Origin of the sequence: Halomonas halocynthiae DSM 14573, from assembly GCF_000425725.1 — a bacterium.
GTDB lineage: Bacteria > Pseudomonadota > Gammaproteobacteria > Pseudomonadales > Halomonadaceae > Halomonas > Halomonas halocynthiae.
The window spans coordinates 272566-293369 of record NZ_KE384439.1; the positions used below are offsets into that span (position 1 = coordinate 272566).

The following is a 20804-nucleotide window of genomic DNA, read 5'->3' on the forward strand; positions in this document are numbered from 1 at the left end:
GCTCAATTGGCAACGATATTAACAAGCTTGCCGGGTACAACAATGACCTTGCGCACCGTCTTCCCTTCGACATGGCGCAGCACATTTTCAGACGCCATTGCCGTCGCTTCAATGGCGTCACGATCAGCGTCAGCATTAACTTCGATGCGCGCGCGTAGCTTGCCATTAACCTGAATGACTAGCTCAACGACATCGCGCGTTAAGGCGCTTTCATCCAGCACAGGCCAGGTGGCGTCAATGACGGGGGTGTCGTGGCCTAGAGCTTGCCAAAGCGCGTGGCAGGCGTGTGGGATAATCGGCGCTAGAAGCAGCACGCAGGTTTCAATGGCTTCGCGCGCTACGGCACTGCCAGTGGGACTGGTGTCATCAAACCGGCTGTACGCATTGGTTAGCTCCATAACAGCGGCAATGGCGGTATTGAAGGTTGTGCGACGGCCTATGTCATCGCTGGCCTTTTTGATGGTTTCGTGGGTCTTGCGGCGCAATTCGCGCTGCGCAGCATTAAGATCTTGTGTGTTGATGCTGCGGATGTCAGCGTGACCGGATTGGGCCGTGAGGTGATCGTTAACCAGTTTCCACAGACGCTTAACAAAGCGGTGAGCACCTTCTACGCCAGAATCTGACCATTCAAGGGATTGTTCAGGTGGTGCAGCAAACATCATGAACAAGCGAACGGTATCCGCGCCGAAGCGGTCGATCATTGACTGAGGGTCAACGCCGTTATTCTTAGACTTGGACATCTTTTCGATGCCGCCCATATCGACAGGCTTGCCATCGCTGATCAGCATGGCACTGAGTGGACGCCCTTTATCGTCGCGTGTGACCTCCACGTCGGCTGGGTTAAACCATTCTTTGCTTCCGTTCGCCAGCAAACGTGAGTAAGTTTCGGCAATTACCATGCCCTGAGTCAGTAGGCGCTGGAAGGGCTCGTCGGAGTCAACAAGGCCGAAGTCACGCATCAGCTTATGGAAAAAGCGGGCATAGAGCAGGTGCAGAATGGCATGCTCTATGCCACCGATATAGAGGTCCACCGGGAGCCAATAGTTAGCTCTCTCATCGAGCATGGCCTCGTGGTTATCAGCACAGCAGAAGCGCGCGTAGTACCAAGACGATTCCATGAAGGTATCGAAGGTGTCGGTTTCGCGTAGCCAGCCATCCCCCAGTTCTGAAAACTCAGGCATTTTTTTCAGCGGCGAGCCAGAGGCGTCCACGGTGACTTCTAGTGGCAGCGAGACAGGCAGTTCATCATCGCTGAGCGGTACGGTTTGACCCTCGGGGCCGTACTTGACGGGTATGGGTGCGCCCCAGTAGCGCTGGCGAGCAACGCCCCAGTCACGCAGGCGATAGTTGGTTTTGATCTCGCCATGTCCCTGGTCAACCAGTTTGTCAGTGATGGCATTAAAGGCCGCCTGGAACTCAAGGCCGTTGAACTCACCAGAGTTGATCAAGATGCCGTGTTCATCATAGGCACCTTGTGTAACATCCGGTACTTGCCCTTGTGCGTCGGCAATCACGGCCTCAATGGGGAGGTCGTACTTGGTGGCGAATTCCCAGTCGCGTTGATCATGAGCTGGGACAGCCATGACAGCGCCGGTGCCGTACTCCATCAACACAAAATTGGCGACAAACACGGGTATGCGTCGGCCACTCAACGGGTGTACTGCGTAACGTCCCGTCGGCATGCCTCTTTTTTCCATGCGTGCCAACTCGGCTTCTGAGGTACCGCCGTTAAGGCAATCTTTATTGAAGGCAGCCAGATCAGGATTGCTTTCAGCCGCCGCTTTGGCCAGTGGGTGGGCTGCTGCCACGGCCAAGTAGGTCACACCCATCAGGGTGTCGGGACGCGTGGTATAAACCCGCAGAGGCTCATGGTCGTCAATATCAAAGGCCAACTCAACGCCGCGTGACTTGCCAATCCAGTTGCGCTGCATGGTCTTGACCTGCTCAGGCCATTCGACTTTGTCCAAGTCGGCCAGCAGCTCGTCAGCATAGTCTGTGATTTTCAAAAACCACAGCGGAATTTCTTTGCGAACGACCGGGGCACCAGAGCGCCAACCACAACCGTCGATGACTTGTTCATTGGCTAGCACGGTCTGATCGATAGGGTCCCAGTTGACCGTAGACATTTTCTTGTAGACCAGGCCTTTTTCGACCAGTCGGGTAAAGAACCATTGCTCCCAGCGGTAGTAATCGCTGTCGCAGGTAGCAAATTCGCGATTCCAGTCGTAGGCAAACCCCAGTGCCTTGAGCTGGTTGCGCATGTAGTCGATGTTCTGGTGAGTCCACTGGGCGGGTGGTACCTGATTTTGAATGGCCGCGTTTTCTGCAGGCATACCAAAAGCATCCCAGCCCATAGGCTGCAGGACATTCTTACCTTGCATCCGTTGGTAGCGGCTGATCACATCACCGATGGTGTAGTTACGCACATGCCCCATGTGTAGTTTGCCGCTGGGGTAGGGAAACATCGACAGGCAGTAGAACTTTTCGCGGTTAGCGTCTTCTACAGCTTTGAAGCATTGGTTCTTTTCCCAGTAATTTTGGGCGTCGCGTTCGATTGTGCCGGGTTGATATTGTGCGTCCATTGCTGCCTTCGGGTACCTTGCCAGTTGATCTCGGCGACAAGTGCGCCGGAATGTCTGCGGTCATCGGAGTGAACAGGTTGGGCGAGCGTTTTACGCTTGCCGTTGATTCACCAATGACATGTCGTTTTAAATACAGGAAATATTTGATCCTAAGCATACCCCAGCACGGCACTTGTCGGCTATGGGGCATGAACGGTCAACTGCGTCGGCAATCATTAAAGGAGAGTCTAACCATGAGTGAAGAGCAGCGTCATACCGAGAATGATCAGAAGCTCAGCGATGCTTACGAAAGAGTGCTTGAGCGTATTAAGGACGGTGCGGGAGAGCTCAGTATTGAGCGGCTTCAGCATGAGCTTGATGAAGCTGTTGAGTTTGAAAGAGATGTGCAAGAGTTCACCCGCGATGAATTATCACTCCTGCGCGTTTGGGTGGAGCGGGATCTGCGTGAAATGCGTGGTTACCTGGCTGCTGGTGGTGAAAGTGTGGCGAACTGGTTGGGCATTGATTTCTCGCAGGTATCGCGCCGGGTTGCTGATGCGCTATTGTCGATTGCGGATCGCAGTCAAATAGAGCGTGAGCAGCTTGAAGACGACCTGGAAGCATCGCGTGCTGACTATGTGGCGGGCGAAATGGCGATACCTGGGCGCATGAGCTGCACGCACTGTGAGGCGCAGGTGGCCCTGGATACGCTAACTCGTATCGAACCTTGTCATCAGTGTGGCCATCGTTATTTTGTGCGTGCGTCTCTGGGGCGGTAACCGTTTATCCTTGAATCCATAGCGACATGATCACTAGCAGGCTCATTACTGACGCATAGGTTAAGTTCTGGCGCATTATTAGGCTGCCACTGATGCCATAACGCCCCTGTAGAGAGAGGTTGGTGCCAGAGAGTGGGCCAACACTGGTGCCGACTCCCCACGCTGCCAAACAGGCCAGAGCAAACAGGGTTTGTTGGTTTTCGTTGGCCAGCTCTGTCACGGAAGCCAGCACAGAAATGCCAATGATGGGGTGCAGGCCGACGAGTGAGCTTGTGATAATGGCAATAAAGCTGATGCTGGCCTGAATAGGGCCAAAGTCAGAAAACAGCTGCCAGCTGCCGTTGGTGGCACCGTCAGCGAAGGCGGTGAGTCCTTGGGTTAATAATCCTGCACAGAGAAATAGCGATATTTCACCGCGCATAGCGGGCAGGCGCTCCAATGTGTGGCGCTTGAATCGAGTGGCTGTCCAGCGCCTGCCTTTGGTCAGGTTGAGCAGCAGCGCGATGCCAGGTAGCAGAAAAGTAATAATGGCGAGAATTGGCAGTGCAGGAGTCAGTTGATAATGAAATACCATGACCAGCCCGGCCATGCTGATCGGCATGAAAAGGCTGGCGGGAGACATGGAAAAACCGAGCGTGCTGCTCAGGTCAAAGCGCCGTGCTATGCCGACGAGTGACAAAAGCGCTGAGCATGTTGCTAGCACCAGACCGTGAATTGCTACTTGGGGATAGCTGAGCTGTGGAGCGAGCCCCATCACGACGGCCATCGCTGCAAAAAATGGTGACCAGAAGGCCGCAGCACAGAAGCCACGGTTAAGTGCCAGCACCTGAGGGGTGGTCAGGGGAGCGTGTCGTGAAAGGCGATCACCAATCATGAAAAGCGCTGATAAATTCAGCACCGATCCCAGTAAATGAACGCCAAGCCAAGTGCCAGTCAGTCCGTATTTTCCCGTCGCCGGCTGCTTGGTTGTCTGATGATGGCGACGTATGCCGCTCACTAGGCCGATAAAGCTGACGCCGACCAGCATGGTGACGACGTTGCCGTTACTGTTGGGTAAATCTAGCCAGTTGATGTTGGTATCGAACATCAGCCAGGTAAGCACTAGCAAACTGGCGCCTATGCCGGCGAGTGAGCCGGCCTGAATGCGAGCGCGGCGCGGTAAATCGGGGAGGAGAAGCAGCACGCCAAGCCACATGGCATAGCCAACGGGGTTGAAGGTCAGGCTATCGAGTGCGTTATTGACGAGTGTTTGTTGTGCAATCTGGGCAATACGGATGAGTAACCCTGCGAGTAGGCATAGCCCAGCTAATGCGCGTCGTGGTGTTACCAGAGGCGTATTGGTAATGGGGCGAGCCGGTTTGCCAATAGAGGCAGGGGCGTTGCGGGATGCTGCCTGTGGTGATTCGGGGGTTGCCATGGGGCGAGCTGCCAGACAGAGGTCGAGAGAATAACGCAGGCTAATCGTTTTATGGGGTGGTTGGCCAGCGTAATGCGTTTTCTTCGCGAGCGTCATCGAGGAGCTTGAGCATAGCCTTAGCGGCGTTGGACAGCGTGCGACTGCGGTGTACCAAATACCCCAGCGGGCGCTGAATGGGGGCGTGGTCAACGTTGAGTCGGTGCAGGCTACTATCGAGCAGTCGTTCAGGTAATAGGCTCCAGCCCAGGCCTGTTGAGGTTAGCATTTTCAATGTTTCTAAATAGTTGGTAGAGGTGGCAGGAGGTAACGGCAGGCCGGCGGCAGCAAAGCGCGACTCGATCAGTGTGCGGGTGAAGGTCAGCGAACCGGGTAACACCGCGTCATGCTCACACAGCTGAGCGAGCGACAAGGTCTGGGTGCTAGCCAAAGGGTGATCCGGTGCGCAAACAAAGCACAGTTGGTCGATCCAAACCGGCACAACATTTAGCTGTGGATCAGGGCGCGGCGAGAGGGTAACGGCAGCGATTTCCAGCTGGCCATCCAAGACCCCTTGATAGGCCTGCTCTGAATCGAGAAAGTGCAGGTCGAGGCGAACCTCTGGGTGCGCGCGAACATAATGGCGTAGCAGTCCCGGCAGGCGGTGCAGGCCGATGTGGTGGCTGGTGGCCAGCGTTAGGCTGCCGGCAACGCTACCTTCTAGGTTGGCAATGGCACGCCGGCTATCATCCATGGTGACCAGAATCTGTCTGGCGCGGGGCAGCAACAGTCGCCCAGCTTCGGTGAGAGTGACGCGGCGGCCGATGCGGTCGAACAACCGACTATCAAGCAAGCCTTCCAGTGTGGCAATGCGCTTGCTAACTGCTGGCTGGGTCAAATGAAGTTGTTCGGCTGCCCGGGAAAAACTGTTGCTGTCAGCGACTGCCAGAAATGCCTGTAAGCTTTGGGTGTCCATGGTGTCTGTGCTCTTATTTGTATTCCAATAGAGAATCTATTCCATAAATAACATGAATTGATTTTATGCTGCGGTCGCGTAAAACTGAACACATAACGTAATATCTCAACGATTAAAACAAGGGCACTTTGCCCACCGTGACGCAAGATGGGCCAGGCCCCGGAGGATGACATGTCAGGTCAAACGCTCTATGACAAGCTGTGGTCGCAGCATTTAGTAAAAGATCGCGGTGATGGTACCGCGCTGATTTATATCGATCGCCATCTGTTGCATGAGGTGACCTCACCTCAGGCTTTTGCAGGCTTGCGTCTGGCTAAGCGCCAGCCATGGCGGTTAGACGCGAATCTGGCCACGCCAGACCATAATGTACCAACAACTGTGAAAGAGCGTGCTGAAGGTAATGCGGGCATCAAAGACCCGATTTCGCTGATCCAGGTTCAGACGCTGGATGATAACTGCGACGAGTTTGGTATCGAAGAGTTTCGTATTAACGACCTGCGTCAAGGCATCGTCCATGTGGTCGGCCCAGAGCAGGGGGCAACGTTGCCTGGGATGACGGTGGTGTGTGGTGATTCACATACCGCGACACATGGCGCTTTTGCCTCTATTGCTCACGGAATCGGCACGTCTGAAGTTGAGCATGTGCTGGCCACTCAATGCTTGCTGGCCCAGAAAATGGGCAACATGCAAGTTCGTGTTGAAGGCAAGTTGGGTCGCGGCGTCACTGCTAAAGATGTTGTGCTGGCAATTATTGGCAGGATCGGTACTGCTGGCGGCACGGGATATGCCATTGAGTTTGCGGGTAGCGCAATCCGTGATTTGTCCATGGAAGGCCGCATGACCGTGTGTAACATGGCGATCGAAGCTGGCGCACGGGTTGGGTTGATTGCCGTGGACGACACGACAATTAATTACCTCAAGGGTCGCCCCTTTGCACCGGCAGGCGAGCTTTGGGAGGCCGCCGTGGCCGATTGGCGCGAGCTAGTATCTGATGACGATGCGACGTTCGATAAGGTGGTGACGCTGGATGCCGCAGAGATTGAGCCGCAGGTTAGCTGGGGAACCAGCCCTGAAATGGTCACTGGGGTTTCCGGCGCCGTGCCAGACCCCGATGCGCAAACTGATGACACCCTGCAACGCGGTTATAGCCGTGCGTTAGAGTACATGGGGCTCAAGCCGAACCAGAAGATTACTGATATTCGGCTAGATAAAGTGTTTATCGGTTCTTGCACGAACTCGCGCATCGAAGATCTACGCGAGGCGGCTGAGGTGGCACGTGGTAAAAAAGTCGCGACTTCTGTTGCGCTGGCCATGGTAGTGCCTGGTTCTGGTTTGGTAAAACGCCAAGCCGAAGCGGAAGGGCTTGATCAGATTTTTACACAAGCCGGTTTTGAATGGCGTGAGCCGGGTTGTTCAATGTGTCTGGCGATGAACGCCGATAAACTGGGGGCCGGAGAGCACTGCGCATCAACATCGAATCGTAATTTTGAAGGTCGTCAAGGCTATGGTGGCCGCACGCATCTGGTGAGCCCAGCCATGGCGGCCGCGGCGGCAATTGCGGGTCATTTTGTCGACGTGCGTACGCTTGATACAACCACTGCCCACCAGGAGGCTTGAGCCATGAAAAAATTTGAACGCCTTGATGGGTTGGTGGCACCGCTGGATCGTGCGAATGTCGATACCGATTTAATTATTCCTAAGCAGTTTCTGAAATCGATCAAGCGCACGGGATTTGGTGTTAATCTCTTTGATGAGCTGCGTTATCTTGATGAAGGTCAGCCGGATCAAGATGTTTCGAACCGTCCGCTCAACACGGACTTTATACTCAATCAGCCTCGTTATCAGGGGGCTAGTGTGCTGCTAGCGCGGCGCAACTTCGGTTGTGGTAGCTCGCGTGAGCATGCACCGTGGGCGCTTGAAGATTTCGGCTTTCGCGCGGTAATTGCGCCGAGCTTTGCTGATATTTTTTACAACAATGCGTTCAAGAACGGCATTTTGCTGATCAAACTCAGCGAGGAGCAGGTTGATCGGCTGTTTGCTGAGGTCGAGGCCAGCCCAGGGTATTGCCTGAGCATTGATCTTGAGGCGCAGCAGGTCGTTACACCCTCCGGTGAGGCGTTAAGCTTTGACGTCGATGAGTTTCGCAAACACTGTTTGCTGGAAGGCTTGGATGACATCGGCATTACCCTGCAAAGCGAAGACGCTATTCGTGAGTTTGAAGCTCGTCACCGTGCGGCACGCCCGTGGCTGTTTCGGGATGTGACAGAAGCTTGAGCATGGCGCAACTTTCGATGACCAATTAAGGATGGTAGATATAATGACTCGCAAGATTCTCATGCTTCCTGGTGATGGTATCGGCCCAGAAATTATCGCGCAGGCTGCGCGCGTGCTGGCGGCTTGTCAGACGCATGGTCTGGATGTTGAGATTGATGAAGGCTTGGTCGGTGGCAGTGCGTATGATGTACATGGCGAGCCGCTGCCGGCTGAGACGCTGACTAAAGCCAAAGCCGCGGACGCAATACTGCTTGGCGCAGTGGGTGGCCCTAAGTGGGACAACATTGAAGACATTAGTAAGCGTCCCGAGCGCGGTTTGTTGGGGCTGAGAAAAGAGCTGGGGTTATTCGGCAACTTGCGTCCAGCATTGCTCTATCCGCAGCTAGCTGAAGCCTCGACACTGAAGCCCGACGTGGTGTCTGGGTTGGACATCATGATCGTGCGTGAGTTAACCGGCGGTATTTATTTTGGTCAGCCGCGTGGCATTGAAGAGCGGGATGGTCAGCGTGTTGGCTTCAATACCTATGTGTACAGCGAGTCTGAAATTGAGCGTATCGGTCGAGTTGCGTTCGAAATGGCCCGTAAACGTGAGTGCCGTTTGTGTAGCGTGGATAAAGCGAACGTGCTGGAAGTCACCATGCTGTGGCGCGAGGTGATGGAGCGTTTGGCTGAAGAGTATCAAGACGTTGAGTTAAGCCACATGTATGTTGATAACGCGGCTATGCAGCTGGTGCGTGCTCCCAAGCAATTTGACGTAATCGTAACCGGAAACATGTTTGGCGACATCCTTTCAGATGCTGCCGCCATGTTAACGGGGTCGATTGGCATGTTGCCCTCGGCATCGCTTAATGAAAATAAGCAGGGTATGTATGAGCCTTGCCATGGCAGCGCGCCAGATATTGCTGGGCAAGGGCTGGCTAACCCTCTGGCGACAATTCTTTCAGTGGCGATGCTGCTGCGCTACTCGCTGGACGAGCCAGTGCTGGCTGAGAAAATAGAAACAGCGGTTGGCTTGGTGCTTGACCAGGGGTTGCGTACTGCCGACATTGCATCGGAAGAGACCGATAGTGTGTCGACCGAGGCCATGGGCGATGCTGTATTAGCCGCTTTTGAATCGTTGTATCAGGCCTGATAGTCAGCTGAAGAATAAAGTAAGATAGCTCCCAACGCAGGGAGTGGGATAACCGCGAGATAAGCCATCTTGGCGGCATGATTCGGCTGGCTTTGCCTGCGGGCGAAGCCGCACCCAAGACAGAACATACAATATCCCAGGGAGACATCCTATGTTGAACGTTGGTTTCGTCGGTTGGCGCGGCATGGTGGGATCTGTGCTGATGCAGCGCATGCGCGAGGAAGGTGATTTTACCGGCATTGAGCCAGTCTTTTTTACTACCTCCCAGGTTGGCCAGCCCGGACCGAATATTGGTGTTGATGTTCCGCCGCTTAAGGATGCGATGGATATTGAACAGCTCAAGGCACTTGACGTTGTTGTGACCTGTCAGGGTGGCGACTATACCAAACAGGTCTATGGCAAGCTGCGCAGCGCTGGTTGGCAAGGCTACTGGATTGATGCAGCCAGTGCTCTACGTATGGAAGACGAAAGCACCGTGGTGCTGGACCCCGTCAACCGTCGTGTGATTGACGCTCAGCTGGCTAAGGGTGCCAAAACATTTGTGGGTGGCAACTGCACGGTTAGCTTGATGCTGATGGGGCTGGGCGGGCTGTTTGAAGCCGGCATGATTGAGTGGATGACATCAATGACCTATCAGGCTGCCTCTGGCTCTGGTGCGCGTCATATGCGTGAGCTGTTGCAGCAGATGGGCTCACTGCATGATAGCGTGGGTGCCGAGCTTGCTGACCCAGCCAGTGCCATTCTGGATATTGATCGCAAGGTCACTGAGGATATGCGCGCGGGTACCTTCCCCGTTGATAATTTCGGTGCACCGCTGGCGGGTAGCTTGATTCCATGGATCGATAGCCGCCTGGAAAATGGCCAAAGCCGTGAAGAGTGGAAAGGCTATGCGGAGACCAACAAGATTCTCGGCTTGCAGGAGCGCCCGATCCCTATCGACGGTCTGTGTGTACGCATTGGTGCTATGCGAAGCCACAGCCAGGCATTTACCATCAAGCTTAAGCAGGATGTTCCGTTAGACGAAATCGAAGAGCGTATCGCTACGCACAATGACTGGGTGAAGCTGGTGCCAAATGAGCAAGAGGCGACCATGAAAGAGCTGACGCCTGCCGCGGCGACGGGTACGCTAACTATCCCAGTCGGTCGTGTGCGTAAGCTGAAGATGGGCGCTGAATACCTGTCGGCTTTCAGCGTGGGCGACCAACTGCTGTGGGGTGCGGCTGAACCCTTGCGCCGGATGCTACGGATTATCAGGCAGAGCTAGCGCTACTGGTGTTACCGGTTTTTTGTTAAGCATGCCCAATGAAGCCTGCCAGACCGTTGATTAGGTCTGTCAGGCCATTTTCATGATGAGTAGTCAATGACACTGTTTCGACGACTGGATGAGAAGCAGACTCTGAGCGGCAGACTTGCGCTGGGGGTTGAATACGAGGGTAGCCAATACTGTGGTTGGCAACGGCTAAGAGATACGCCATCGGTACAGGCGTCGCTGGAAGCGGCGCTGTCACGTATTGCTGGAAAACCGGTCAGCGTGCATTGTAGTGGGCGGACCGATTCTGGGGTGCATGCCACGCGCCAGGTGATTCATTTTGATCCGCCGGTTTTACGCTCAGAGAAAGCGTGGGTATTTGGTACCAATGCCAACTTGCCCAAGGATATTGCGATTCGCTGGGTCAAGCCGGTTAGCGATGAGTTTCATGCTCGTTTCATGGCGCTGGCGCGTCGTTATCGCTACCTCATTCTCAATCAGCCGAGTCGCCCAGTAATGGAGCGAGCGCAGGTTACCTGGTGTCGTGATTATCTCAATGCCGACGCCATGCATCGAGCCGCTCAGGCACTGGTGGGTGAGCACGACTTCACCAGCTTTCGTGCGGCGGGGTGCCAATCAAATTCGCCTTGGCGCCATCTGCATTTTATTGACGTTAAGCGGCATGGGCCGTTGCTGGCGATTGATGTGCAAGGCAATGCCTTTTTGCATCATATGATCCGTAATATTGCCGGCGCGCTGATTCGCGTGGGGCGAGGTGACCAGGGCGATGATTATCTCGCGCGCCTGCTGGCGTTGAAGGATCGCACTCAAGGCGATGTGACGGCGCCACCTGAGGGGCTGCACTTCGTCGACTCGATTTATGACCCCGTCTGGGACTTGCCGCGTGAGCCACTTGGCCCAGTATTATTGGCCCACTTAGGTGAGTGGAGCGGGGATCGTCCGCTGCCAAGCTGTCGTATGTCATCAAAGCGGCGCGGTGTTCCACACGCAAAGTCGCTTGATGCTACGCAACAAGCAGAGAGCCAGAAGGATGCATCATGATCGCTCATGGTGACTCGCTTGGTAGAACCCGTATCAAATTTTGCGGCCTGACTCGCATCGAAGACATTAATAGTGCGGTGGCAGCCGGTGCTGATGCACTGGGCTTTGTGCTTTGGGGTGGTAGTAAGCGCCATATCACACTGCATCAGCTCGAACAGCTGTCAGCGGCGGTTCCAGCGTTTGTTACACGGGTCGGCTTGTTTGTTGATGCCGCGCCCGAGTGTGTTGAGGCCGCTAGCGAGTATTTAGATCTGCTACAGTTTCATGGCAATGAAACTCCGGCAATGTGCCAGCAGTTCAGCCGGCCTTGGATCAAGGCGCTGCGTATGCGTGATGGGCTTGACCTTGAGGCCGCAGCACAACAATACGCCCAGGCCCAGGGCTTGCTGCTTGATGCCTATCGTCCGGGTATTCCTGGTGGTACAGGTGAGATTTTCGACTGGTCGAGAATCCCCGCAAGACTGGAAAAACCTGTTATCCTCGCCGGAGGTTTAACCCCGAGAAATGTGGCTGATGCTATTAAAGCGGTAGGGCCGTTGGCAGTCGATGTATCTGGTGGTATCGAGGTTTTGCCTGGTATCAAGGATGCCCGCGCCATGGCTGCTTTTGTGAAAGAAGCGCGCCGAGTCAATGGATAACTGGCTAACGCGTTTAGTGAAAAAATCTGCTAAAACAGAACTCCCCCTAATGACGACCCAATAGAGGTGTCTCTCGTGAGTAAGTTCAGTGACCTGACCCGACTGCCGGATGCCCGTGGCCATTTTGGCCCTTATGGTGGCCGGTTTGTTTCGGAGACCCTGAGCTTCGCCCTGGAAGAACTGGACAAGACCTATCAGAGTCTGCGTAATGATCCCGACTTTCAGGCCGAATTCGACCATGATCTGGCCCATTATGTGGGCCGGCCTTCGCCGCTTTATCATGCCAAGCGATGGTCGCAGCAACTCGGTGGTGCCCAGATCTGGCTGAAGCGAGAAGACTTGAACCATACTGGTGCGCACAAGGTTAACAACACCATTGGCCAGGCATTGCTGGCAAAAATGAGTGGCAAGCCACGGGTTATCGCTGAAACCGGCGCTGGCCAGCATGGTGTCGCAACGGCAACTGTTGCTGCCCGGTTGGGGCTTGAGTGCTGTGTTTATATGGGCGCTGACGATGTAGAGCGCCAGAAACTCAATGTGTATCGCATGCGTTTGCTTGGTGCCACAGTCATTCCCGTGACGTCGGGAACGCGTACGCTCAAGGATGCCATGAGTGAAGCGCTAAGAGACTGGGTAACCAACGTCGACAACACCTTCTACATCATTGGTACGGTGGCGGGGCCGCATCCATACCCGATGCTGGTGCGTGATTTCAGTGCAGTGATCGGCCGCGAAGCCCGTGAGCAGTCGCAGAAACAATTCGGCCGTCTGCCTGATGCGCTGGTTGCCTGCGTGGGGGGTGGCTCTAATGCCATGGGACTGTTTTATCCTTTCGTCGAGGATGATGACGTGACTATGTATGGCGTTGAGGCGGGCGGTGATGGTGTTGAAACCGGCCGTCATGCGGCCCCCCTGACCTCAGGCGCTCCGCGCGGCGTGTTACATGGCAACCGCACCTATCTGATGTCTGATGAAGGGGGGCAGGTTATGAGCACCCATTCAATTTCAGCGGGTCTTGATTACCCCGGCGTCGGTCCTGAGCATGCACTGTGGAAGGATGTTGGACGCGTCCAATATGTGGCGGTTAACGATGAGGACGTGCTGGCAGCGTTTCGTGAGCTGACATTGGTTGAGGGCATCATGCCTGCACTGGAGTCTGCTCACGCTCTGGCTTACGCGAAGCACCTTGCGCCCACCATGAACGCCGATCAACACATTGTGGTGAACCTCTCTGGGCGAGGTGATAAAGACATCATGACGGTGGCCAATCTCGATGGTATTGAATTCTAAGGGGCACACATGAACCGTATTGATCGACGTTTTGCCAAGCTGAAGGCAGAAGGGCGCCGAGCACTGATCCCCTTCATTACGGCTGGAGACCCAGGGCCACAGCACACCGTTGCTTTTATGCATGCCATGGTGGCAGCTGGCGCTGATGTGATCGAGCTGGGTGTGCCGTTTTCTGACCCTATGGCTGATGGGCCAGTGATCCAGAAGGCCTGCGAGCGCGCGCTTGAGAAAGGTGTGCGCCTGACCGACCTGTTCGAGATGGTGCGTGAGTTTCGTCGCACCGATGCTGAGACCCCGGTGGCCTTAATGGGCTATCTCAATCCGATTGAACGGCTAGGGCTTGAGGCTTTTGCTGAACAGGCGGCCGCTGCTGGTGTTGATGGTGTGCTGGTGGTTGATATGCCTCCAGAAGAATCCGATATTCTGGCACCGTTGCTCACATCAAATAATCTGGCAGCAATCTTCCTTGTTGCGCCTACCACTTCGCGGGAGCGAGCAGCTACAATATGTGCTCACGGTAGTGGCTATATTTATTACGTTTCGCTCAAAGGTGTTACGGGGAGCGCGCTGCCGGATGCTGATGATGTGGCGGAGCATTTGGCACCGCTGCGTGAAATGACCGACTTGCCTCTGTGCGTCGGGTTTGGCATTCGTGACGGCGCTTCAGCTGCTGAGGTGGGGCGGGTTTCTGATGGCGTGATTGTTGGCAGTGCCTTAGTGTCACGCATTGCCGATAACCTTGAACGCCCTGATATTATTGCTGGCCAGCTTGCTGAGCTGGTGGGTGAAATGCGCCAGGCGCTGGACGCCTGAGCGGGTAAAAAATGACATCTCGCAAAGTGGCTGGCAGAGCGGTTTGCCTGACGCTCCTGCGTGATACGTTCAACTAGATGGATACGACGCTAACATGAGCTGGCTAGACAAAATCGTGCCCTCAATGGGCCGCATTCAGCGCAAGGATCGGCGCGCAAGCGTTCCTGATGGCTTGTGGCGCAAATGCCCCAAGTGTGAGGGGGTGCTTTACCTGCCGGAGCTTGAGAAGCATCAGGATGTTTGCCCTAAGTGCGATCACCACTTACGCCTGACGGCGCGTAGACGCCTTGACTGGTTTCTTGACGAAGAAGGCCGTGAAGAACTGGCCGCCGAGCTTGAGCCAACAGATCGTTTGCGCTTTCGCGACTCCAAGAAATACCGGGACCGCCTCAATGCGGCACAGAAGGCCACTGGTGAAAAAGACGCACTGATTGCTATGCGCGGCCAGTTAGATGGTTTGCCGGTTGTTGCTGTCGCCTTTGAGTTCACCTTTATGGGGGGCTCTATGGGAGCGGTAGTGGGCGAAAAATTTGTGCGTGCCGCCACGCTTGCTCTGGATGAAGGTGTTCCGCTGATTTGCTTTGCTGCCTCGGGTGGCGCCCGTATGCAGGAAGCGCTGTTTTCGTTGATGCAAATGGCCAAGACGTCAGCCGCGCTTGAGCGGTTGCGCCAGGCTGGAGTGCCCTACGTATCGGTCATGACAGATCCAGTCTTTGGTGGCGTATCAGCATCGTTGGCGATGTTGGGTGATATTAACGTCGCGGAACCTAACGCGCTGATTGGCTTTGCTGGACCTCGGGTTATTGAACAGACAGTACGTGAGAAGCTCCCTGAAGGGTTTCAGCGCAGCGAGTTTCTGCTCAATCACGGTACACTGGATATGATTGTTCATCGCCATGATATCCGCCATCGGCTGGGCGGCGTGTTGCGTAAGCTGACGGCACAGCCACCGCTTAAGGTCGATGAGGCTGACCAGGATGAGAATCGCGAAGCGCTGCAGGCTGCCGTGTTAGGCGCCGCTGTCAGCCAAGCGGACGCGGCGTCAGACTCTGTCGCGAAAGCTGCTGATGTGACAGCGCCGGAAGAGTCTGCGGTAGACTCTGAGCGGAGTGCGCAGACATCCAGTAGCCGCGAAACAAACGCAAATGAGGCGTTTGAAAAAGACGCCACTGATGACGAGGATGTCACTAAGCCTGACTCGGATGTTAGTCGCTGAGTTTAGTGCTGGTGCCGCATAACATGCAGATAACGCTGGAAGACTGGTTGCGTCGACTGGAGTCGGCGCACCCTGTGGAGATCGACCTTGGCCTTGAGCGAGTCGCGGAGGTCGCTCATCGCATGGGGCTACTGGACAGCCCCATCGCACCTCGTGTCATTACGGTCGCCGGTACGAATGGCAAAGGGTCAACCGTCGCCATGTTAGAGGCCGTGGCTCAGGCGCATGGTTTGACTACTGCCAGCTACACCTCGCCTCATCTGCTGCGCTATAACGAGCGCCTCCGCTTGTGTGGTGAAGAGGCCAGTGATGCTTTGTTGATTGAAGGCTTTGAAGCCGTTGGTTCAGCACAGCAGCCAGATCCCGAGCAACAATATGACGCTGTCAGTCTGAGCTATTTTGAAGTCAGTACGCTGGGAGCGCTGCACGCTATTCGTCGCCAATGCCCCGATGTCGCGATTCTTGAGGTGGGGCTGGGTGGCCGCTTGGATGCGGTTAACGTTATTGACTCTGATGTTGCTATCGTCACAACGATCGCCCGTGATCATAGTGCTTATTTAGGTGATGACCTGCTGGCTATTGGTCGTGAGAAGGCAGGCATCATGCGCAAAGGGCGGCCTGCCGTGCTGGGTAGTGAGTCACTGCCATCAAGCGTTACCGCTGTTGGTCGGGCTCAGGGCGCGTTGGTGTCGCAGCTGGGCGTGGACTTTACCTATCACGTGATGGCAGAGCCGACATCACCGCTTGCCCAGCTTCCGCAGTGGTCTTGGCGTGGGTTTGACGCGCAGGGCCAATGCCACCAGATAGAGGGTTTACCTGATCCTGGGCTTCCTTTAGATAATGCAGCCACCAGCCTTCAAGCGTTACATCTGGCCGGTGTCGGATTAGATGTTGTGGCCTGCCATCAGGCATTGGCGAAGGTTGAATTACCTGGGCGTATGCAATGGCTGGGCCAGTGGTGCCTGGATGTTGCGCACAACCCCCATGCGGCGAAGTATGTCGCTCGGCGTTTAGAGCAGTCTCTTGTTGAGTCCGGCACTTCGCTGCTGGGCGGCTCGGAACCCCGTGGGCGTGTGTTCGGTGTGCTGGGTATGCTGGATGATAAAGATGCTGATGGTGTGATCGACGCGTTGGCCCCGGTGATTGATGCGTGGTTGCCAGTTAGTCTTGGCGGTTCGCGAGGCCGACAGGCTGATGAGCTGGCTGGCTTACTTGAGGCCCATAATCAGCAAGTCATACAGCGGGCAGAGTCTCCGTTGAGTGGTGCTGAGTGGCTGGCACAACAGCTGACACCAGCCGATAGGGTGCTTGTGTGTGGCTCTTTTCTGACTGTCGCCGATGTGCTTGACGCTCTTCAGTCTGGCAGGCTGAGTCGCTCTAGGTAGAGACCGTTACTGATATTTTTCACACAGGAGGTGCGAAATGAAATACGGAATGCGTGAACGGGTTAGTGGAATCATTATCGTCATTGCGCTGTTGGTTATTTTCGTGCCTTTTTTAATCAGCGATCCAGAATCTCGAGAGTCGCAGCCGCAGCCGTCACTCAACATTGAGCGCCCGGTTGATGTGCCTCGCCAGGATGTGGCCGATCCAGTGCCTCCTGCTCGTTTGGAAATATCAGCTGACGATGCAGGCTCAGCCTCGGCTGAGGCGTCAGGTGATACCTCCAGTGAAGCGGTTAAGCCGCAGGATCCGATTGCCCGTGTCGCGCAGCAGGCAGAGTCGCGTGCTGCGTCAGGCAATAGCGCTGCTGTAGCACAAGGCGATTGGGCTGTTCAGGTAGGCAGTTTTGGTAAGCCAGATAATGCCAGTGGTCTGGCGCGTCGCCTGAAACAGAAAGGGTACCCCGTCTATTCGCGCAACCCAGGTGATGGCATGACGCGTGTCTATGTCGGCCCATATGCGACAACCGAAGCTGCCGAAGGTGCCATGGCTCAGCTTAAAGCTGAGCTGAATCAGCAAGGATTGCTGGTAAGGACCGATAAATAATATGGCTCTGACTTGGCTCGACTGGTTGTGCATTGCCTTGCTGACGCTGACAGCTCTTAGCGGATTGATGCGCGGACTGATACGTGAAGTGTTGGGGTTAGTGGGTTGGCTGGCCGCTATTTTGGCAGCCCGTCTGCTGTCACCAGAGGTCGCTGAGCATCTTGCTGGCGTTATAGATAGCCCAGATGCTCGTCTGTTAGTTGCGTTTGTGCTGGTGGTTGCCGCTGTCATCATCATTTTTTCGATTGTTATTCGTATGCTGCGAGGGCTATTGGGCTGGGCTGGACTCGGTGTGATAGACCACTTGGGTGGCGCTGCTTTTGGCATGTTGAAAGGTGGCGCGATACTGGTGGTTATGACGTTGCTGATCAGCCTGACGCCCCTGGATGAGTTACAAGCCTGGGAAGATTCAGCATTGCGCCCCCAGCTTGAGCAGTTGTCTGAATGGACGATTACCCAGGCATCAGAGTGGAAAGACAAGCTGCCCGATGTGACGTCATCTATTGATGAACTAAAACAGCGGGTGCCATTGCCAAACGATGAAGCGGCAGGTACGCCAGAGAGAACTCTATGAACCGAAGAGCGGTTGAGCGTCATCCTTCGTCCCATGTAAGCGAGGTGAGATAACTATGTGCGGTATCGTGGGCCTGATGGCCAAGCAAGCGGTGAATCAGTCGATCTATGACGCTCTGACCGTGTTACAGCACCGTGGGCAGGATGCCGCTGGAATGATGACCTGGCATGAAGGGCATTTTCTGCTGCGTAAGAGCAACGGCTTGGTACGTGATGTGTTTCACACGCGGCACATGGCACGGCTCAAGGGAAATCTGGGAATTGGCCACGTGCGCTATCCCACCGCGGGCTCATCCAGTGAGGCGGAGTCGCAGCCTTTTTATGTCAACTCACCTTATGGCATCTGCTTGGCGCATAATGGAAATCTGACAAACTCAGACCGCCTTAAGCAAGAGCTGTACTCCTCGGATATGCGCCATATCAACACCAGCTCTGACTCAGAGGTGTTGCTTAATGTGTTTGCCCACGAGTTGGGCAAGCAGGGCCTGTGCCTAGAACCTGGTGATATTTTTGATGCGGTACGCCGTGTTTATCGGCGCTGTAAAGGCGGTTATGTCGCCGTGGCCATCATTAATGGCGTTGGCATGGTGGCTTTCCGAGACCCTAACGGCATTCGCCCGGTGGTATTCGGTACTCGTGACCAGGGTGAGGGTCAAGAGGTCATGATTGCCTCTGAGTCTGTGGCATTAGATGTTGGTGGTTTTGAACTGCATCGTGACCTAGCGCCGGGTGAAGCGCTGTTTGTGGATATGGACGGCAATTTGCACACGCAGGTTTGTGCCGACGAGCCTAGGTTGGTTTCATGTATTTTCGAACATGTGTACCTGGCGCGCCCCGACTCGATTCTTGACGGTGCTTATGTGTACGGCACGCGCATGCAGATGGGACAAAAGCTGGCTGATCGAATTAAGAATGAATGGCCCGACCATGATATTGACGTGGTGATTCCGATTCCTGATACCTCGCGGACGTCGGCGCTAGAAATGGCCCAACATCTGGATGTGACGTATCGCGAAGGTTTTATCAAAAACCGCTACATTGGCCGTACGTTTATCATGCCTGGGCAAACCCAGCGTAAAAAATCGGTACGTCAAAAGCTTAATGCTATCGGCGCTGAGTTTAAGGGGAAAAATGTTCTGCTGGTGGATGACTCGGTAGTGCGTGGCACGACTTGCCGCCAAATTATCGAGATGGCTCGTGATGCAGGTGCCAACAAGGTTTACTTTGCCTCGGCGGCACCGCCTGTGCGCTATCCCAATGTCTATGGAATTGACATGCCGGTGGCCAGTGAATTGATTGCTCATGGTCGCACCGAGGCTGAAGTGGGTGATCTAATCGGTGCTGATCGTATGGTATATCAAGACCTTGAAGACCTTAAAGACGCCTGTCGTGAGGTCAATCCTGCGTTGAGCGAGTTTGATTGTTCAGTATTTGACGGCCATTACATTACTGGGGACATTGATGAGGCTTACCTGGCCAGTCTCGAACAGCAGCGTAATGATGCTGCCAAGCTGATGAATGTGGGCGATCACGCGTTGGTAGGCATGCACAATCAGGATGATGAGCTGAGCGATTAGGAGGCCTTATGCGAAGTGATAAAGCTGACCCACAAGAATTTGGGCTATCCACGCTAGCGGTGCGCGCGGGGCAGCAGCGCACTAATGAGCAGGAGCATAGTGAGCCGATCTTCACCACTTCAAGCTTCGTTTACGCTAGCGCTGAAGAGGCGGCGCGTAAGTTCAGCGGTGATGAGCCGGGGAATGTTTATTCGCGCTTTACTAACCCAACAGTGCATACCTTCGAGCGCCGTCTGGCGGCGCTTGAGGGCGGTGAGCGCTGTGTTGCCACTAGCTCTGGTATGGCGGCGATTCTATCGGTGGCATTAGCCGTGCTGGAAGCCGGTGATGAAATTGTCGCCTCACGCTCGCTGTTTGGCTCGACCATTAGCCTGTTTGACAAATATTTGGGTAAGTTTGGCATTCGCACCCAGTATGTTGAGCTTTCCAGCCTTGCTGCCTGGGAAGCCGCAATAACACCGAAAACGCGGCTGCTGTTTGCCGAAACACCTTCGAACCCAGGCTCGGAAGTTGTCGATGTCAGCGGCCTTGCCGAGATAGCGCATCGTCATAATGCGCTATTGGCGATTGATAACTGCTTTCTCACTCCTGCGCTTCAACGGCCACTGTCGTTGGGTGCTGATCTCGTGGTGCATTCCGCGACCAAGTATCTGGATGGTCAGGGACGTGGTATCGGGGGTGCGGTAGTGGGTAGTGACGCGTTGCTGGAAGACGTATTTGGTGTGGTGCGCACCTGCGGGCCCTGCTTAAGCCCCTTCAACGCTTGGATGTTTACCAAGGGACTGGAAACATTGGCGTTGCGGATGCGTGCTCATAGTGACAACGCACTTCGGCTGGCAACGTGGCTAGAGGCACATCCAGCGGTTAAGCGTGTGCATTACAGCGGCTTGCCCTGTCACCCTCAGCATGAATTGGCGGCTCGCCAGCAGGCTGCATTTGGTGCTGTTGTGGGTGTTGAGGTGAAAGGGGGACGACAAGGCGCTTGGTCAGTGATTAATGCGACCCGAATGCTATCGATTACCGGTAACCTTGGGGACACGAAAACCACCATCACTCATCCGGCGACGACAACCCACGGACGCCTCTCGGATGAGCAAAAAGCCATTGCTGGGATTACCGAAGGCTTGATCCGCCTTGCCGTTGGGCTGGAGGATTTCTGTGATATTCAGGCGGATCTGGCAGTAGGTCTTGATGCGCTTTAGATGTTTCCTTTCATGCTGACTCAGCAGGAAATATTTTGAGTCGTTCCTACAGTACGCTTGCGTTGGCCAAAACGTTATGG

18 protein-coding genes are annotated in these 20804 nt (G+C 55.0%); 15 read left to right on the forward strand and 3 right to left on the reverse strand.

The window, feature by feature from the left end; all coding sequences use genetic code 11:
- Positions 1-2 precede the first annotated feature (2 nt).
- On the reverse strand, positions 3-2582 hold the full coding sequence (gene leuS / locus H616_RS0106815; RefSeq protein WP_027966694.1) for a leucine--tRNA ligase: 2580 nt from the start codon (positions 2580-2582) through the stop codon (positions 3-5).
- A 233-nt stretch (positions 2583-2815) separates the two neighbouring features.
- Between leuS and H616_RS0106820 the strand changes: the two genes are divergently transcribed.
- On the forward strand, positions 2816-3340 hold the full coding sequence (locus H616_RS0106820; RefSeq protein ID WP_027966695.1) for a zinc ribbon-containing protein: 525 nt from the start codon (positions 2816-2818) through the stop codon (positions 3338-3340).
- Positions 3341-3344: 4 nt separating this feature from the next.
- Here H616_RS0106820 and H616_RS0106825 read toward each other — a convergent pair whose 3' ends face one another.
- Entirely contained in the window at positions 3345-4757 is a 1413-nt protein-coding gene (locus H616_RS0106825) for a hypothetical protein (RefSeq protein ID WP_240470541.1), read from the reverse strand.
- Positions 4758-4806: 49 nt separating this feature from the next.
- On the reverse strand, positions 4807-5709 hold the full coding sequence (locus tag H616_RS0106830; RefSeq protein WP_027966697.1) for a LysR family transcriptional regulator: 903 nt from the start codon (positions 5707-5709) through the stop codon (positions 4807-4809).
- Positions 5710-5880: 171 nt separating this feature from the next.
- On the opposite strand from H616_RS0106830, the gene leuC reads away from it, so the two are divergent.
- The 14 genes from leuC (at position 5881) to H616_RS0106900 (ending at position 20724) form a co-directional block, all read left to right on the forward strand.
- Positions 5881-7326, forward strand: coding sequence for a 3-isopropylmalate dehydratase large subunit (leuC, locus tag H616_RS0106835; RefSeq protein ID WP_027966698.1), 1446 nt, complete (start codon positions 5881-5883; stop codon positions 7324-7326).
- Between the two features lie 3 nt (positions 7327-7329).
- Positions 7330-7983, forward strand: a complete 654-nt coding sequence (gene leuD / locus H616_RS0106840; protein WP_027966699.1) for a 3-isopropylmalate dehydratase small subunit — start codon at positions 7330-7332, stop codon at positions 7981-7983.
- A 43-nt stretch (positions 7984-8026) separates the two neighbouring features.
- Positions 8027-9115, forward strand: coding sequence for a 3-isopropylmalate dehydrogenase (gene leuB, locus H616_RS0106845; protein WP_027966700.1), 1089 nt, complete (start codon positions 8027-8029; stop codon positions 9113-9115).
- Between the two features lie 151 nt (positions 9116-9266).
- Positions 9267-10379, forward strand: a complete 1113-nt coding sequence (gene asd, locus H616_RS0106850) for an aspartate-semialdehyde dehydrogenase (protein WP_027966701.1) — start codon at positions 9267-9269, stop codon at positions 10377-10379.
- 96 nt (positions 10380-10475) lie between these two features.
- Positions 10476-11426, forward strand: a complete 951-nt coding sequence (gene truA, locus H616_RS0106855) for a tRNA pseudouridine(38-40) synthase TruA (protein ID WP_027966702.1) — start codon at positions 10476-10478, stop codon at positions 11424-11426.
- A complete protein-coding gene (locus H616_RS0106860; protein WP_027966703.1) occupies positions 11423-12064 on the forward strand; it encodes a phosphoribosylanthranilate isomerase in 642 nt (213 codons plus the stop codon). The genes truA and H616_RS0106860 overlap by 4 nt, the downstream gene beginning before the upstream one ends.
- A gap of 75 nt (positions 12065-12139) precedes the next feature.
- Positions 12140-13354, forward strand: a complete 1215-nt coding sequence (gene trpB, locus H616_RS0106865) for a tryptophan synthase subunit beta (RefSeq protein ID WP_027966704.1) — start codon at positions 12140-12142, stop codon at positions 13352-13354.
- A gap of 9 nt (positions 13355-13363) precedes the next feature.
- Entirely contained in the window at positions 13364-14167 is an 804-nt protein-coding gene (gene trpA, locus H616_RS0106870) for a tryptophan synthase subunit alpha (RefSeq protein ID WP_027966705.1), read from the forward strand.
- 94 nt (positions 14168-14261) lie between these two features.
- The gene (gene accD / locus H616_RS14405; protein ID WP_084155757.1) at positions 14262-15383 is read left to right on the forward strand and encodes an acetyl-CoA carboxylase, carboxyltransferase subunit beta; all 1122 of its coding nucleotides are present in this window, start codon (positions 14262-14264) and stop codon (positions 15381-15383) included.
- A gap of 23 nt (positions 15384-15406) precedes the next feature.
- Entirely contained in the window at positions 15407-16768 is a 1362-nt protein-coding gene (gene folC, locus H616_RS14410) for a bifunctional tetrahydrofolate synthase/dihydrofolate synthase (protein WP_035572720.1), read from the forward strand.
- Between the two features lie 37 nt (positions 16769-16805).
- Positions 16806-17372 (forward strand): SPOR domain-containing protein, encoded by a 567-nt coding sequence (locus H616_RS0106885; protein WP_027966706.1) that lies wholly within the window; start codon positions 16806-16808, stop codon positions 17370-17372.
- 1 nt (position 17373) lies between these two features.
- A complete protein-coding gene (locus H616_RS0106890) occupies positions 17374-17946 on the forward strand; it encodes a CvpA family protein (protein ID WP_027966707.1) in 573 nt (190 codons plus the stop codon).
- A 55-nt stretch (positions 17947-18001) separates the two neighbouring features.
- Complete coding sequence (gene purF / locus H616_RS0106895; protein ID WP_027966708.1) at positions 18002-19522, forward strand: amidophosphoribosyltransferase; 1521 nt, start codon at positions 18002-18004, stop codon at positions 19520-19522.
- A gap of 8 nt (positions 19523-19530) precedes the next feature.
- Positions 19531-20724, forward strand: a complete 1194-nt coding sequence (locus H616_RS0106900) for an O-succinylhomoserine sulfhydrylase (RefSeq protein ID WP_027966709.1) — start codon at positions 19531-19533, stop codon at positions 20722-20724.
- Positions 20725-20804: the final 80 nt, after the last annotated feature.

What these genes read in the sequence shown, in the direction of transcription:
- leuS (WP_027966694.1), bottom strand. Translation starts at nt 2,582, where the DNA reads ATGGACGCACAATATCAACCCGGCACAATCGAACGCGACGCCCAAAAT.
- H616_RS0106820 (WP_027966695.1), top strand. Translation starts at nt 2,816, where the DNA reads ATGAGTGAAGAGCAGCGTCATACCGAGAATGATCAGAAGCTCAGCGAT.
- H616_RS0106825 (WP_240470541.1), bottom strand. Translation starts at nt 4,757, where the DNA reads ATGGCAACCCCCGAATCACCACAGGCAGCATCCCGCAACGCCCCTGCC.
- H616_RS0106830 (WP_027966697.1), bottom strand. Translation starts at nt 5,709, where the DNA reads ATGGACACCCAAAGCTTACAGGCATTTCTGGCAGTCGCTGACAGCAAC.
- leuC (WP_027966698.1), top strand. Translation starts at nt 5,881, where the DNA reads ATGTCAGGTCAAACGCTCTATGACAAGCTGTGGTCGCAGCATTTAGTA.
- leuD (WP_027966699.1), top strand. Translation starts at nt 7,330, where the DNA reads ATGAAAAAATTTGAACGCCTTGATGGGTTGGTGGCACCGCTGGATCGT.
- leuB (WP_027966700.1), top strand. Translation starts at nt 8,027, where the DNA reads ATGACTCGCAAGATTCTCATGCTTCCTGGTGATGGTATCGGCCCAGAA.
- asd (WP_027966701.1), top strand. Translation starts at nt 9,267, where the DNA reads ATGTTGAACGTTGGTTTCGTCGGTTGGCGCGGCATGGTGGGATCTGTG.
- truA (WP_027966702.1), top strand. Translation starts at nt 10,476, where the DNA reads ATGACACTGTTTCGACGACTGGATGAGAAGCAGACTCTGAGCGGCAGA.
- H616_RS0106860 (WP_027966703.1), top strand. Translation starts at nt 11,423, where the DNA reads ATGATCGCTCATGGTGACTCGCTTGGTAGAACCCGTATCAAATTTTGC.
- trpA (WP_027966705.1), top strand. Translation starts at nt 13,364, where the DNA reads ATGAACCGTATTGATCGACGTTTTGCCAAGCTGAAGGCAGAAGGGCGC.
- accD (WP_084155757.1), top strand. Translation starts at nt 14,262, where the DNA reads ATGAGCTGGCTAGACAAAATCGTGCCCTCAATGGGCCGCATTCAGCGC.
- folC (WP_035572720.1), top strand. Translation starts at nt 15,407, where the DNA reads ATGCAGATAACGCTGGAAGACTGGTTGCGTCGACTGGAGTCGGCGCAC.
- H616_RS0106885 (WP_027966706.1), top strand. Translation starts at nt 16,806, where the DNA reads ATGAAATACGGAATGCGTGAACGGGTTAGTGGAATCATTATCGTCATT.
- H616_RS0106890 (WP_027966707.1), top strand. Translation starts at nt 17,374, where the DNA reads ATGGCTCTGACTTGGCTCGACTGGTTGTGCATTGCCTTGCTGACGCTG.
- purF (WP_027966708.1), top strand. Translation starts at nt 18,002, where the DNA reads ATGTGCGGTATCGTGGGCCTGATGGCCAAGCAAGCGGTGAATCAGTCG.
- H616_RS0106900 (WP_027966709.1), top strand. Translation starts at nt 19,531, where the DNA reads ATGCGAAGTGATAAAGCTGACCCACAAGAATTTGGGCTATCCACGCTA.